General features: G+C 59.6%; 17 protein-coding genes. 12 read left to right on the top strand and 5 right to left on the bottom strand.

Going from position 1 to position 14,211, the window contains the following annotated elements; all coding sequences use genetic code 11:
• The first annotated feature begins 150 nt into the window (after positions 1–150).
• From mlaF to murA, 7 genes are all read left to right on the top strand, one after another.
• Complete coding sequence (gene mlaF / locus ATE40_RS18155; RefSeq protein WP_043129180.1) at positions 151–966, top strand: phospholipid ABC transporter ATP-binding protein MlaF; 816 nt, start codon at positions 151–153, stop codon at positions 964–966.
• A 4-nt stretch (positions 967–970) separates the two neighbouring features.
• Positions 971–1,753, top strand: coding sequence for a lipid asymmetry maintenance ABC transporter permease subunit MlaE (gene mlaE, locus ATE40_RS18150; protein WP_004937059.1), 783 nt, complete (start codon positions 971–973; stop codon positions 1,751–1,753).
• A gap of 4 nt (positions 1,754–1,757) precedes the next feature.
• On the top strand, positions 1,758–2,306 hold the full coding sequence (mlaD, locus tag ATE40_RS18145) for an outer membrane lipid asymmetry maintenance protein MlaD (RefSeq protein ID WP_025160119.1): 549 nt from the start codon (positions 1,758–1,760) through the stop codon (positions 2,304–2,306).
• 14 nt (positions 2,307–2,320) lie between these two features.
• Positions 2,321–2,950, top strand: coding sequence for a phospholipid-binding protein MlaC (gene mlaC / locus ATE40_RS18140; RefSeq protein ID WP_019453133.1), 630 nt, complete (start codon positions 2,321–2,323; stop codon positions 2,948–2,950).
• Entirely contained in the window at positions 2,950–3,252 is a 303-nt protein-coding gene (gene mlaB / locus ATE40_RS18135) for a lipid asymmetry maintenance protein MlaB (RefSeq protein WP_019453132.1), read from the top strand. Before mlaC ends, mlaB begins: the two co-directional genes overlap by 1 nt.
• A gap of 140 nt (positions 3,253–3,392) precedes the next feature.
• The gene (ibaG, locus tag ATE40_RS18130) at positions 3,393–3,647 is read left to right on the top strand and encodes a BolA family iron metabolism protein IbaG (RefSeq protein WP_004937066.1); all 255 of its coding nucleotides are present in this window, start codon (positions 3,393–3,395) and stop codon (positions 3,645–3,647) included.
• A gap of 55 nt (positions 3,648–3,702) precedes the next feature.
• A complete protein-coding gene (gene murA / locus ATE40_RS18125) occupies positions 3,703–4,962 on the top strand; it encodes a UDP-N-acetylglucosamine 1-carboxyvinyltransferase (protein ID WP_063918698.1) in 1,260 nt (419 codons plus the stop codon).
• Positions 4,963–5,032: 70 nt separating this feature from the next.
• On the opposite strand, the gene degS is transcribed toward murA, so the two are convergent.
• The 3 genes from degS to zapG form a co-directional block, all read right to left on the bottom strand.
• On the bottom strand, positions 5,033–6,091 hold the full coding sequence (degS, locus tag ATE40_RS18120; protein ID WP_019453130.1) for an outer membrane-stress sensor serine endopeptidase DegS: 1,059 nt from the start codon (positions 6,089–6,091) through the stop codon (positions 5,033–5,035).
• Between the two features lie 88 nt (positions 6,092–6,179).
• Positions 6,180–7,550 carry a serine endoprotease DegQ gene (degQ, locus tag ATE40_RS18115; RefSeq protein WP_063918699.1) on the bottom strand — a complete coding sequence of 457 codons (1,371 nt, stop codon included), beginning with the start codon at positions 7,548–7,550 and terminating at the stop codon, positions 6,180–6,182.
• Positions 7,551–7,731: 181 nt separating this feature from the next.
• Entirely contained in the window at positions 7,732–8,133 is a 402-nt protein-coding gene (gene zapG / locus ATE40_RS18110; protein ID WP_063918700.1) for a Z-ring associated protein ZapG, read from the bottom strand.
• Between the two features lie 231 nt (positions 8,134–8,364).
• On the opposite strand from zapG, the gene zapE reads away from it, so the two are divergent.
• The 5 genes from zapE to sspB all read left to right on the top strand — a co-directional run bounded on the left by zapE (position 8,365) and on the right by sspB (position 12,076).
• Positions 8,365–9,492 carry a cell division protein ZapE gene (gene zapE / locus ATE40_RS18105; protein WP_063918701.1) on the top strand — a complete coding sequence of 376 codons (1,128 nt, stop codon included), beginning with the start codon at positions 8,365–8,367 and terminating at the stop codon, positions 9,490–9,492.
• Positions 9,493–9,766: 274 nt separating this feature from the next.
• Complete coding sequence (gene rplM, locus ATE40_RS18100) at positions 9,767–10,195, top strand: 50S ribosomal protein L13 (protein WP_004937079.1); 429 nt, start codon at positions 9,767–9,769, stop codon at positions 10,193–10,195.
• A 15-nt stretch (positions 10,196–10,210) separates the two neighbouring features.
• Positions 10,211–10,603: a 30S ribosomal protein S9 gene (gene rpsI, locus ATE40_RS18095; RefSeq protein WP_004937080.1), complete on the top strand. Its 393-nt coding sequence runs from the start codon at positions 10,211–10,213 to the stop codon at positions 10,601–10,603.
• 325 nt (positions 10,604–10,928) lie between these two features.
• Positions 10,929–11,570: a stringent starvation protein SspA gene (gene sspA / locus ATE40_RS18090; RefSeq protein ID WP_004937082.1), complete on the top strand. Its 642-nt coding sequence runs from the start codon at positions 10,929–10,931 to the stop codon at positions 11,568–11,570.
• Between the two features lie 5 nt (positions 11,571–11,575).
• Positions 11,576–12,076, top strand: coding sequence for a ClpXP protease specificity-enhancing factor (gene sspB / locus ATE40_RS18085; protein ID WP_063918702.1), 501 nt, complete (start codon positions 11,576–11,578; stop codon positions 12,074–12,076).
• A gap of 63 nt (positions 12,077–12,139) precedes the next feature.
• Here sspB and ATE40_RS18080 read toward each other — a convergent pair whose 3' ends face one another.
• Positions 12,140–12,619 carry a hypothetical protein gene (locus ATE40_RS18080; protein ID WP_019453125.1) on the bottom strand — a complete coding sequence of 160 codons (480 nt, stop codon included), beginning with the start codon at positions 12,617–12,619 and terminating at the stop codon, positions 12,140–12,142.
• A 165-nt stretch (positions 12,620–12,784) separates the two neighbouring features.
• Positions 12,785–14,203, bottom strand: a complete 1,419-nt coding sequence (locus ATE40_RS18075) for a glutamate synthase small subunit (RefSeq protein ID WP_019453124.1) — start codon at positions 14,201–14,203, stop codon at positions 12,785–12,787.
• Positions 14,204–14,211: the final 8 nt, after the last annotated feature.

Here is a 14,211-nt window from a genome sequence, read left to right as displayed (position 1 = left end):
TTTTGACCGGGTGGCGCGGAAAAGTAAAACCAATGGCACCATTGGTTGCGAAATGGCAGTAAGTTTTTGTAAAGATGAGACGGATTGCGCCCATTGCTTTAACATCACGGGTAGATTCAGCAAAAGATGAGTCGTAAAGGGTCCATTAACATGCTCCAAAAGGCAGATAATTTGGTCGAAGTGCGCGACATGAGCTTCTCGCGCGGCGACCGACGGATATTTGAAGACATCAACCTGACGGTGCCTCGCGGTAAGGTCACGGCGATCATGGGGCCATCGGGCATCGGCAAAACCACGCTGCTGCGTCTGATCGGCGGTCAACTGACGCCGGACAGCGGGGAGATTTGGTTTGACGGCGACAACATTCCCGCGTTGTCCCGCCGTCAGTTATACGACGCGCGCAAAAAGATGAGCATGCTGTTCCAGTCGGGTGCGCTGTTCACCGATTTGACCGTATTCGAAAACGTGGCCTACCCGCTGCGTGAACACAGCAACCTGCCTGAACCCCTGCTGCGCAGCACGGTGCTGATGAAGCTGGAAGCGGTGGGGCTGCGCGGCGCGGCCCAACTGATGCCCAATGAACTCTCCGGCGGCATGGCGCGCCGGGCGGCGTTGGCGCGGGCGATCGCGCTGGACCCTGAAATGATCATGTTCGACGAGCCCTTCGTCGGCCAGGATCCGATCACCATGGGGGTGCTGGTCAAGCTGATTGACGAGCTGAACCATGCGTTGGGCATTACCTGCATCGTGGTGTCGCACGACGTACCGGAGGTGCTGAGCATCGCCGACTACGCCTACATCGTGGCCGATCACCGGGTGATCGCCGAAGGCACCACGCAGCAATTGCAGAACAATCCTGATGCGCGCGTGCGCCAGTTCCTGGATGGTATAGCGGATGGGCCGGTGCCGTTCCGCTATCCGGCCGGGGACTATCAGACTGAACTGCTAGGCTTAGGGAGTAAATAAGCTCATGTTATTAAGAGCGTTAGCGTCGTTGGGGCGCAGTGGCATCAACACCAGCGCCAGCTTCGGCCGCGCCGGGCTGATGCTGTTCAACGCATTGATTGGCCGGCCGGAACCCGGCAAGCAGTGGCCGCTGTTGCTGAAGCAGCTCTATAGCGTCGGCGTGCAGTCGCTGTTGATCATCATGGTTTCCGGGCTGTTCATCGGCATGGTGCTGGGTCTGCAGGGGTACATCGTGCTCACCACCTACAGTGCTGAAGCCAGCCTCGGCATGATGGTGGCGCTGTCGCTGCTGCGCGAGCTGGGGCCGGTGGTGACGGCGCTGCTGTTCGCCGGCCGCGCCGGTTCCGCGCTCACGGCGGAAATCGGCCTGATGAAGGCGACGGAACAGATCTCCAGCCTGGAAATGATGGCGGTCGATCCGCTGCGGCGCATCGTGGCGCCGCGCTTCTGGGCCGGGCTTATCAGCATGCCGTTGTTGACCATCATCTTCGTGGCGATCGGCATTTGGGGCGGCTCGGTGGTCGGCGTGGATTGGAAGGGCATCGACAGCGGCTTCTTCTGGTCGGCGATGCAGGGCGCCGTAGAGTGGAAAAAAGATCTGCTCAACTGCCTGATCAAAAGCGTGGTGTTCGCCATTACCGTAACCTGGATTGCCATTTTCAACGGGTACGACGCCGTGCCTACCTCTGAAGGGATTAGCCGGGCGACGACGCGGACCGTGGTGCATTCGTCACTGGCGGTGTTGGGATTGGATTTCGTGCTGACAGCACTGATGTTTGGGAATTGATTCGATGCAAACGAAGAAGAGTGAAATCTGGGTTGGGGCATTTATGCTGATCGCGCTGTGCGCCATCGTGTTTATCTGCCTGCAGGTGGCGAACCTTAAATCGATCGGCAGCGAGCCGACCTACCGCGTTTACGCGACGTTCGACAACATCGGCGGCCTGAAGCCACGTTCGCCGGTGAAGATCGGCGGCGTAGTGATCGGCCGCGTGGCGGACATCGAACTCGATCCGAAAACCTACACGCCGCGCGTGGCGATGGATATCCAGAAAAAGTACGACCAAATCCCGGATACCAGCTCGCTGGCGATCCGCACCTCCGGCCTGCTGGGCGAGCAATATCTGGCGCTTAACGTGGGCTTCGAAGATCCTGAAATGGGCACCGCCATTCTGAAAGACGGCGGCACCATTCAGGACACCAAGTCAGCCATGGTTCTGGAAGATCTGATCGGCCAGTTCCTGTATAAAAGCGGCGGTCAGGACAGCGCCAAATCGGGAGACGCGGCCGCTGAGCCGGCTGCCGGCGCTGCACCGCAACCCGCTGTTCCAAATCATTAAGAGAGGATACCTGCATGTTTAAACGTTTACTGATGGTGGCCCTGCTGGTGGTTGCGCCGCTGGCGAGCGCAGCCGACCAAACCAATCCTTACAGCATGATGCAAGAAGCGGCGCAGAAGACCTTCAGCCGTTTGAAGAACGAACAGCCGAAGATCAAGCAGGACCCGAATTATCTGCGCGCCATCGTGCATCAGGAACTGATGCCGTTCGTGCAGGTGAAATATGCCGGCGCGCTGGTGCTGGGCCGTTACTACAAAGACGCGACGCCTGCGCAGCGCGAAGCTTATTTCACCGCCTTCCAGTCTTACCTGGAGCAGGCTTACGGCCAGGCGCTGGCGATGTACCACGGCCAGACTTACCAGATCGCGCCTGAACAGCCGCTGGGCAACGCCGATATCGTGGCCATTCGCGTCACCATCATCGACAACGGCGGCCGCCCGCCGGTGCGTCTGGACTTCCAATGGCGCAAGAACAGCAAAACCGGCTACTGGCAGGCATATGACATGATCGCCGAAGGCGTCAGCATGATCACCACCAAGCAGAACGAGTGGGCGTCTACGCTGCGTACCCAGGGCATCGACGGCCTGACCAAACAGCTGCAGGCCGCCGCCGCGCAGCCTATCACGCTGGACAAGAAAAACTGATGTCGGCAGCGCTCAGCTTCGAATCAGAGCAGCAGACGCTGATCCTGCGCGGTGAACTGGACCGGGAAACGCTGCAGCCGTTGTGGCGGCAGCGCGACGCGTTGATGGCGGATAAAACCGCGATCGACGTGGCGCAACTGCAGCGCGTGGACTCCTCCGGGCTGGCGCTGTTGCTGCATCTGCAGGAAGAGCAGCGCCAACGCGGCGTCGCGCTAAAAATTTTCGGCGCTACCGAGCGCCTGAAAACGCTGATCGCGCTCTACAACCTGCAGGCGATAATGCCTGTCGATACCGCCGGTTAGCGGCGTTTTACGCCGCCTTTACGTGGTAAAGCGATACAAAGCCCCTGTTACGCAGGGGCTTTTTCTTTAGTTTAAGAAAACATCGTATTCCACTAAGATACTAGGCTGTTTATGATCCTTTAGCGGCAGAACTGGATACTATGGAAACCAACGAGATTAAAGACGTGCTGATGCAGGCATTGGCACTGGATGAAGTACATGTGACGGGCGACGGCAGCCACTTTCAGGCGATCGTGGTCGGCGAACTGTTCGCCGGCATGAGCCGCGTCAAAAAACAGCAGACGGTTTACGCGCCGCTGATGGAATACATTGCGGACAACCGCATTCATGCCTTGTCTATCAAGGCGTACACCCCTGAAGAGTGGCAGCGAGACCGCAAACTCAACGGATTTTAAGGCTGTTTGCCCTGCCGGGCGGGCAGCTTCAGATTAGATAACAGAGAGTAGTCAGATGGATAAATTTCGTGTGCAGGGTCGGACTCGCCTGAGCGGTGAAGTGTCTATTTCCGGGGCCAAAAACGCCGCCCTGCCGATCCTGTTCGCCGCCCTGTTGGCGGAAGAGCCGGTCGAGCTGCAGAATGTCCCTAAACTGAAGGACATCGACACCACCATTAAACTACTCAACCAATTGGGTACCAAGATTGAGCGCAACGGTTCAGTCTTTGTGGACGCCAGCGGCGTGAACGAGTTCTGCGCCCCTTACGATCTGGTGAAAACCATGCGCGCTTCCATCTGGGCGTTGGGGCCGCTGGTGGCGCGCTTCGGCCGCGGTCAGGTTTCTCTGCCGGGCGGCTGCGCCATCGGCGCGCGTCCGGTCGATCTGCACATCACCGGCCTGGAGCAGCTGGGCGCCGAGATCAAGCTGGAAGAAGGTTACGTCAAGGCGTCCGTCGATGGCCGCCTGAAAGGCGCGCACATCGTTATGGACAAGGTGAGCGTGGGCGCGACTGTGACCATCATGAGCGCTGCGACCCTGGCGACCGGCACCACCGTTATCGAGAACGCCGCGCGTGAGCCGGAAATTGTCGATACCGCCAACTTCCTCAACACGCTGGGCGCGAAGATCAGCGGCGCCGGCAGCGACAAGATCACCATCGAGGGCGTCGAGCGTCTGGGCGGCGGCGTGTATCGCGTGCTGCCTGACCGCATCGAGACCGGTACCTTCCTGATCGCCGCCGCAGTTTCCGGCGGTAAAGTGATGTGCCGCAACACCCGTCCGGACACGCTGGATGCGGTGTTGGCCAAGCTGCGCGAAGCCGGTGCCGATATCGAAGTGGGCGAAGACTGGATCAGCCTGGACATGCACGGCAAACGTCCGAAGGCGGTCACCGTGCGCACCGCGCCGCACCCGGGCTTCCCGACCGACATGCAGGCCCAGTTCAGCCTGCTGAACCTGGTGGCGGAAGGCACCGGCGTCATCACCGAGACCATCTTCGAAAACCGCTTCATGCACGTGCCGGAATTGATCCGCATGGGCGCGCACGCGGAAATCGAGAGCAACACCGTGATCTGTCATGGCGTTGAACAGCTGTCCGGCGCTCAGGTGATGGCGACCGACCTGCGCGCTTCCGCCAGCCTGGTGATTGCCGGCTGCATCGCCGACGGCGTGACCGTTGTCGATCGCATCTATCACATCGATCGCGGCTATGAACGTATTGAAGACAAGCTGCGCGCGCTGGGTGCGAACATCGAGCGTGTGAAAGGCGAATAACGCATTAGCGCCGGCGCGGCTGCGTCGGCAGGATGAAAATCAAAGGGCCGGCTATCAAGCCGGCCCTTTTTTAATTGCTGTCTTCCGGGAATTCACCCACCGTCATTTTCAACGTAATGCGCTTGCCGTCGCGCAGCACGATAACCGGTATCTCGGTGCCCGGCCTGATCTCCGCCACCTGATCCATGGTTTCCAGCACGGACACCGCCGGTTTGTTATCCACGTTGATGATGATGTCGTTGATCTGGAAACCGGCGCTGCTCGCCGGACCGTTTGGCGTAATCTCGGTCACGATGATGCCCTGCAGGCGATCGATGCCGGAATTGGACGAGCGCAGCGGGATGATCTCTTTGCCCTGAATGCCGAAATAGCCACGGATCACGCGGCCGTCGCGGATCAGCTTGTCCATGATTTTGGTGGCCAGTTCGATCGGAATGGCGAAGCCGAGGCCCTCCGGCGTTTCGCCGTCGGTGATTTTGTCATAGGTCAGGGTGTTGATGCCGATCAGCTCGCCCAGCGAGTTGACCAGCGCGCCGCCGGAGTTGCCGCGGTTGATCGAGGCGTCGGTCTGCAGAAACGTCTGCCGGCCGGTGGTGCTCATACTGATGCGCCCGGTGGCGCTGAGGATGCCCTGAGTGACGGTCTGCCCCAGGTTATAGGGATTGCCGATCGCCAGCACCACGTCGCCGACGTGGGCAACGCGATTTTTATTGGTCGGGATCACCGGTAAATTGCCGGGATCGATCTTCAGCACCGCCAGGTCGGTCAGGCCATCGGAGCCGACCAGCAGCGCTTCGTAGCGGCGGCCATCCTGCAACACCACGGTGATCTGCTGTGCGTCTTTGATCACGTGGCGGTTGGTGATGATATAGCCGCGTTCGTTCATGATCACGCCGGAACCGAGCGACAGCACGTTGGCGGCGCCGTTCAGGTTGCGGTTGTAGATGTTCACCACGGCGGGCGCAGCACGGCGCACCGCTTTGTTGTAGCTCACCGGCGTTTCGTCGCTGGTATTCTCGGTTTTTTCTGCAAACAGGCCGTTGGAAGAGCGCAGCATGGGCAGGGCGGCCAACAGCAGGCCGGCAACGATGAGACCGATAACGACAGAACGCAAGAGCTTAGCAAACATGGAGTTTTCGTGGTGTGGTGAACGATGTTCGGAGGATAGCATGAGTTAACCGGGCGCAGTATGTCACCGAGCCCGGTTTTTGCACAAATTAACGCAGCAGCAGATAAATGGTTTCGTTACCGCGCACGATATTGAGCGCCATCACCGGCGGCTTGGCTTCCAGCACCTTACGCAGCGCAGTGATGCTGTCCACGCGCTGGCGGTTGACGCCGATGATCACGTCGCCTTTTTGCAGACCGATCTGCGCCGCCGTCGAGCCTTTATCCACGTTCTCCACCTTCACGCCCTTGTCGCCGCTCGGCAGCGCGCCGTTGCTGAGGGAAACCCCCTGCAGCGCCGGCGACAGCGTTTCGGCGTTGGTCGAGGCGCTCTCGCTGTTGTCCAGCGTGACCGAGACTTCCTGCGCTTTGCCGTCGCGCAGCAGGCCGACCTTGAGGGTTTTGCCCGGCGCGGTGGTGCCGACCTTGGCGCGCAGCTCGGCGAAGCTGTTCACCGGCTTGCCGTCGACGGAGACCAGAATATCCCCGGCTTTGATGCCGGCCTTGGCGGCGGCGGATTTCGGCAGCACTTCGCTGACGAAGGCGCCGCGCTGCGCGTCGGTGTTGAAGGCTTTGGCCATGTCCGGGGTCATTTCGCTGCCCTTGATGCCCAAGAGGCCGCGCTTCACTTCGCCGAATTCGATCAGCTGCTGGCTCAGGTTCTGCGCCATATTGCTCGGAATGGCGAAGCCGATGCCGACGTTGCCGCCGCTCGGCGCCAGGATGGCGGTATTGATGCCGATCAGCTCGCCGTTCAGGTTAACCAGCGCACCGCCGGAGTTGCCGCGGTTGATCGAGGCGTCGGTCTGAATGAAGTTTTCCAGCCCTTCCAGATTCAGGCCGGTGCGGCCCAACGCCGAGATAATGCCGGAGGTGGCGGTTTGGCCCAGGCCAAACGGGTTGCCGACCGCCACGGCGAAGTCGCCGACGCGCAGCTGATCGGAGTCGGCCATCTTGATGGCGGTCAGATTTTTGGTGTCGCTGAGCTGCAGCAGGGCGATGTCGGATTGCTCATCGCGGCCGACCAGCTTGGCGTCCAGCTCACGGCCGTCGTTCAACTGCACGCGGATTTTATCGGCGTTGTTGATGACGTGGTTGTTGGTCAGCACGTAGCCTTTGGCGGCGTCGATGATCACGCCGGAACCCAGCCCTTCAAACGGGCGGGAGCTCTGCTGTTGGCCGGGGAAATTGGGGCCGAAGAAGCGTCTGAACTCTTCCGGCAGCTGTTGGCGCTGCACCTGAGTGCCTGCGACATGCACGCTCACGACGGCGGGCAAGACTTTTTCCAGCATCGGCGCCAGGCTCGGCAGCGGCTGACCCTGAACGGCGACGGGCAGGGCCGCGTTAGCCGCCGGTACGGAGCTGAGCGCCAGGCCGAGGCTCATTGCCAATGCGCTAAGAATTAACGATTTTTTCTTCATTGATGATAACTCTCTCAATACCTGCCGATGAAAATTTGATGATAAGGCAATCACCTTGTCATAGTGAAGGGTAAGACCGTGAATTTGCGTGCAAAGTTCAGTAAAGGTAATGCGAAGGAAGGTCAATCAGGCAAACGGAGAAATAAACCCGCGGGTGGCCCCGCGGGCGAAGGGCGAGATGTTAGTCGCGGCGCGCGCCTTGGCCGCGCAGCAGGCCGGAAGCGCCTTCCGAATAGTCGCGCGGCATTTCCACCGGCGCCTGATCGTTGTCCGCTTCCGCTTCGGTCAGGCGATAGCGGAACGGGTTCTCCTGCATCGGCAGATCCGGCAGCAGGTTGTTGGAGCTTTTCGCCATATGCTGATACAGCTGGCGATAATCACGCGCCATGTTGTCCAGCAGCTCGGCGCTGCGGGCGAAGTGGCCGACCAGCTCCTGACGGTACTCTTCCAGCTCGGTTTTGCTCTTGTCCAGCTCATTCTGCAAGACTTGTTGTTGACGCAATTTACGGTTGCCAAAACGCATCGCCACCGCACCAATCACGATACCGACGACCAAACCAATCAGCGCATACTCCCAGGTCATGATGACTCCTATTTTGACTTCGTTGTTCCGCAGGGATTTTTCACTTAATAATATCCACTATAACCGTTAACCTTGTCCGAGTGGAATCCTGATGCGCTTCCACCCAGTGTTTACAGGGTTTTCAACGGCGCCCGCAGCGGGCATTTGTGGCGATAACGGTGCGAATCGGCATCAACTTGCCGCCAACGTTGGCTAAATAATTTCTAAGCGTTCTTAGGGAACATCGAACAGATGCAGGCACTATCACCGTTATCTCGCTACCAGCAGGCGCTGGATGCGGGGGAATATCAGGCCGATGAGGTTCAACGCCGGGCCGTCACTCAACTGGATCGCATTTATCAGGCCCTGCTGCAAAAAACGGCGGTGAGCGCACCTGCCGGCGGGCTGCGCGGCAAGCTCAGCCGTTTGCTGGGCAAGGGCGGCGAAACGGCACCGCAGCGTCCGGTGCAGGGGCTGTATATGTGGGGCGGCGTCGGGCGCGGCAAAACCTGGCTGATGGACATGTTTTTCCACAGCCTGCCGGGCGATCGCAAAATGCGTCTGCACTTCCACCGCTTCATGCTGCGGGTGCATGAAGAGCTGACCGAGCTGCAAGGGCAGGAAAACCCGCTGGAAATCGTTGCCGACGGCTTCAAGGCCGAAACCGACGTGCTGTGCTTCGACGAGTTCTTCGTGTCCGACATCACCGACGCCATGCTGCTGGCCACGCTGCTGCAGGCGCTGTTCGCGCGCGGCATCACCCTGGTGGCCACCTCGAACATCCCGCCGGACGATCTGTACCGCAACGGCCTGCAGCGGGCGCGTTTTCTGCCGGCCATCGATCTCATCAACGAATACTGCGACGTGATGAACGTCGACGCCGGCATCGACTATCGCCTGCGCACCCTGACCCAGGCGCACCTCTATCTGACGCCGCTGGGCGAGCAAACGCGCGAGACCCTGGATCGGATGTTCGTCAAGCTGGCGGGCAAGGCGGGGGAGGAGGCGCCGGTGCTGCAGATTAACCATCGGCCGCTGCAGGCGATCCGTTCGGTGGACGGCGTGCTGGCGGTAGATTTCCACACGCTGTGCGAAGAGGCGCGCAGCCAGCTGGACTATATTGCGCTGTCGCGGCTGTATCACAGCGTGATCCTGTATAATGTGCAGGTGATGGGGCCGCTGAAAGAGAATACCGCGCGCCGTTTCCTGGCGTTGGTGGACGAATTCTACGAGCGGCACATCAAGCTGGTGATCGGTGCCGAAGCGTCGATGTTCGAGATCTATCAGGGGGTGCAACTGAAATTTGAATTCCAGCGCTGCCTGTCGCGCCTGCAGGAAATGCAGAGCGAAGAGTATCTCAAGCTGCCGCATCTGCCCTGAGTCCGCAGGCTTGTCGCCGCCGTATCGCCGGTTGTCCGCCACCGGCGATAAATTTATTTTCCATTCAAAAACCGTTCGATCTTTGTGAGCGACTTCTCTATAATCTTGCGACCCCACGTTACAACAAAGTTTTTTTTCCCAAAAACTTTATAGTGCCGGCAATGGCTATTCGAAGGGGTAGGTTTGCTGGACTTGTATGGTCGTGTGAGCCTCAACTGTTTTCGAGCGTTTGGGTGTTCACCAACGTGTAACTAATTATTGGGTAAGCTTTCTAATGAAAACTTTTACAGCTAAACCAGAAACCGTAAAACGCGACTGGTACGTTGTTGATGCAGATGGTAAAACTTTAGGCCGTCTCGCTACTGAACTGGCTCGTCGCCTGCGCGGCAAGCATAAAGCGGAATACACCCCGCACGTGGATACCGGTGATTACATCATCGTTCTGAACGCTGACAAAGTTGCTGTAACCGGCAACAAGCGTACAGACAAAGTGTACTACCACCACACCGGCCACATCGGTGGTATCAAGCAAGCGACCTTTGAAGAGATGATTGCCCGCCGTCCTGAGCGCGTGATTGAAATCGCGGTTAAAGGCATGCTGCCAAAGGGCCCGCTGGGTCGTGCTATGTTCCGTAAACTGAAAGTTTACGCGGGCACCGAGCACAATCACGCGGCACAGCAACCGCAAGTTCTGGACATTTAATCGGGATTAATGGCAATGGCTGAAAATCAATACTACGGCACTGGTCGCCGCAAAAGCTCCGCCGCTCGCGTCTTCATCAAGCCGGGCAACGGTAACATCGTTATCAACCAGCGCAGCCTGGAACAGTACTTCGGTCGCGAAACTGCCCGCATGGTAGTTCGTCAGCCGCTGGAGCTGGTCGACATGGTTGGCAAACTGGACCTGTACATCACCGTTAAAGGTGGTGGTATCTCCGGTCAAGCTGGCGCTATCCGTCACGGTATCACCCGTGCACTGATGGAGTACGATGAGACTCTGCGTTCTGAACTGCGTAAAGCTGGCTTCGTCACCCGTGACGCTCGTCAGGTTGAACGTAAGAAAGTCGGCCTGCGTAAAGCACGTCGTCGTCCGCAGTTCTCCAAGCGTTAATTTTCGCTGCTTCGGCAGTGCGATTTACGCAAAAAACCCGGTGCTGCACCGGGTTTTTTTATGCCTGAAATCCGCCGTCCCCGACTAAAATCTGTGGCATATCAGACAATTCAACATGAATTCGCCGCACCGTCCCCACAAAACAAGCAAAATCTGGTAAACTATCACCCACTTTTGCGCCTGTTCGCCGTGCAGTTGACCGCCTGGGCCGGTTTTTCATGGGCTCGGGTCGCGCTGCGTGCTGCCGGCCTGCGGCAAGATTATTCAGGATAGCAGCCTGTCAGTTGGCTATTCGCAGTATTTTCTAGATAACTTGGAGGTTTTCATGGCTGTCGCTGCCAACAAACGTTCGGTAATGACGCTGTTCTCTGGCCCGACCGACATTTTTAGCCATCAAGTACGCATCGTACTGGCGGAGAAAGGTGTCAGCGTCGAGATCGAGCAGGTCGAAATGGATAACCTGCCGCAAGATCTGATTGACCTCAACCCTTACCAGACGGTGCCTACGCTGGTCGATCGCGAACTGACCCTGTATGAATCCCGCATCATCATGGAATACCTGGATGAGCGTTTCCCGCACCCGCCGCTGATGCCGGTTTACCCGGTTGCCCGTGGCGAGAGCCGTCTGATGATGCTGCGCATCGAGAAGAACTGGTACTCGCTGATGGACAAGATCGAGAAAAGCAGCGGTCAGGAAGCGGAGTCCGCCCGTCGCCAACTGCGCGAAGAGCTGCTGGCGATCGCGCCGATCTTCGGTCAGGCGCCGTATTTCATGAGCGAAGAGTTCAGCCTGGTGGATTGCTACCTGGCACCGCTGTTGTGGCGTCTGCCGCAGCTGGGCATCGAATTGAGCGGCGCCGGCTCCAAAGAGCTGAAAGGCTACATGACCCGCGTCTTTGAACGCGACGCTTTCCTGGCTTCCCTGACCGAAGCCGAGCGTGAAATGCGCCTGCAAACCCGGGGCTAAGCGCGATGGACATGTCTCAGATGTCGCCGCGTCGCCCGTATCTGCTGCGGGCGTTCTACGACTGGCTGCTGGATAACCAGCTGACGCCGCACCTGGTGGTCGACGTGACTCGCCCTGATGTTCAGGTGCCGATGGAATTCGCGCGTGACGGCCAGATCGTGCTGAATATCGCGCCGCGCGCGGTAGGCAACCTGGCGTTGGGCAACGAAGACGTGCAGTTCAACGCGCGCTTCGGCGGCGTGCCGCGTCAGGTTTCGGTGCCGATGGCTGCCGTGCTGGCGATCTATGCGCGTGAAAACGGCGCCGGCACGATGTTCGAACCGGAAGCCGCCTACGACGAGAGCGAAGGCGTGTTCGAAGGTCTGGACAATGAGACGATCCCTTCGGAAACGCTGATGTCAGTGATCGACGGCGATCGCCCGGATACTGCGGAAGACAACGGCTCGGATGACGAGCCGCCGCAGCCGCCGCGCGGTGGCCGCCCGGCGCTGCGCGTGGTGAAATAATCCCGCCAGAGCAAATGAAAAAGCACCCTAAGGGGTGCTTTTTTTTTGCCCGGTAGAAGCGGGTCAGCCTTTCAGGGCGGCAATGCAGGCATCGCGGGGCGCGCTGAGATCGCCGACGCGCACGGTAGACAGGGCGCGGGTTGCGCGCTGGCGGAAACTGGTGATGGCGGTGTCGCCTTGCACCTCCGGCGGCGCGGTGCAGATGTCATTGAGCGGCAGATCGTTGCCTTGGTTGAGCGCCTGCAACACCGCCGCCGGATTGTAGATCAGGGCCGCGGAAAGGGCCGATTTGATACCGGCGGTAAAGCCGGCGTTGCCGCCGCCGGCCAGCTTGGGCGCCAGGGCAATCCAGTTGTCGTCCCCCAGCCGGATGCTGTTTTCTACGGCGCTGAACTGCCCGGCCTTACCCAACTGCGCCACGACCGGCCGCGCGCCGCGTGCTTCGATATTGTAACCGACCTCCTGCGAATCCGGCGCCATGGCTGAAGCGCTGAAACTGGCGGCCAGCAGCGCGCCGGCCAACAGGGAAATGGAGCATTTCATGTTCGCTATCCTTATCTCGGTGTCAGGCGCAGCCGCGCCCCGCAATGGTGCTAACTCAATACTATAGCGCGTTGAGGCGGTAAGGAGAGGGGAGGTTGTTACAAAGCGTGGCAGGCTAAAAACAGAGGCCCGTCAATGTGCCGGGCCTCGGATGGTACGGGAGGTTTACACTTCCAGGTAGTTCATGATGCCGTCTGCCGCTTTGCGGCCTTCGGCGATCGCCGTCACCACCAGGTCGGAGCCGCGCACCGCGTCGCCACCGGCGAAGATTTTCGGGTTGCTGGTCTGGAACGCGTTGTCGTTGCCTTCCGGTGCCAGGATGCGGCCCTGTTTATCGAGCTGCACGTCATGCGCCGCCAGCCAGTCCATGCGGTGCGGGCGGAAGCCGAACGCCATCACCACCGCGTCGGCGTCGATCACGTGCTCGGAACCCGGCACCTGCTCCGCCGCCTGACGGCCGTTGGCATCCGGCGCGCCTAACTGAGTGCGCACCATTTTCACTCCGGCTACGCGGCCGGCGCTGTTCAGTTCGATGCTCAGCGGCTGCAGGTTGAACTGGAAGTCCACTCCTTCTTCCCGGGCGTTCTTCACTTCGCGCTTGGAGCCCGGCATGTTGGCTTCGTCGCGGCGGTAGGCGCAGGTGACCTGCGTCGCGCCCTGACGCACCGAGGTGCGCACGCAGTCCATGGCGGTATCGCCGCCGCCCAGCACCACCACGCGTTTGCCTTCCATGCTGACATACGGCTCGTGCTGCTCGGTTTCATACCCCATCAGCTGCTTGGTGTTGGCGATGAGGAACGGCAGTGCGTCGTACACGCCCTGCGCCTCCTCGTTCTCCAGGCCGCCGCGCATTGACTGATAGGTACCGACGCCGAGGAACACCGCATCGTACTCGCTCAGCAAAGTCTCCATGCTGACGTCTTTGCCCACTTCGGTATTCAACTGGAACTCGATGCCCATCTCGCTGAAGATGCCGCGGCGTTTGATCATCACGTCCTTTTCCAGCTTGAAGGCCGGGATACCGAAGGTCAGCAGGCCGCCGATCTCCGGATGACGATCATACACCACCGCTTTGACACCGTTGCGGGTCAGCACGTCGGCGCAGGCCAGCCCGGCGGGGCCGGCGCCGACGATCGCCACGCGCTTGCCGGTCGGCTGCACGTGCGACATGTCCGGCTTCCAGCCCATTTCGATGGCCTTATCGCTGATGTAGCGCTCGATATTGCCGATGGTGACCGCGCCGAACTCGTCGTTCAGGGTGCAGGAGCCTTCGCACAGGCGATCCTGCGGGCATACGCGGCCGCACACTTCCGGCAGGCTGTTGGTCTGATGCGCCAGGTCCGCCGCTTCCATGATGCGGCCTTCGTTGGCCAGCTTCAGCCAGTTCGGGATGTAGTTGTGCACCGGGCACTTCCACTCGCAATACGGGTTGCCGCAGGACAGACAGCGATCCGCCTGGGCCTTGGCCTGGGTTTCCGAAAACGGTTCATAGATCTCGACGAACTCGATTTTGCGGATTTTCAGCGGTTTCTTTGGCGGATCAACACGCTGCAGGTCGATAAATTGATAAACGTTCTGGCTCATTAATGACC

Source organism: Serratia surfactantfaciens (assembly GCF_001642805.2).
Taxonomy (GTDB): Bacteria; Pseudomonadota; Gammaproteobacteria; order Enterobacterales; family Enterobacteriaceae; genus Serratia; species Serratia surfactantfaciens.
The sequence above is the reverse complement of the archived record's forward strand: the minus strand, read 5'-3'. Positions and strand labels throughout refer to the sequence as shown.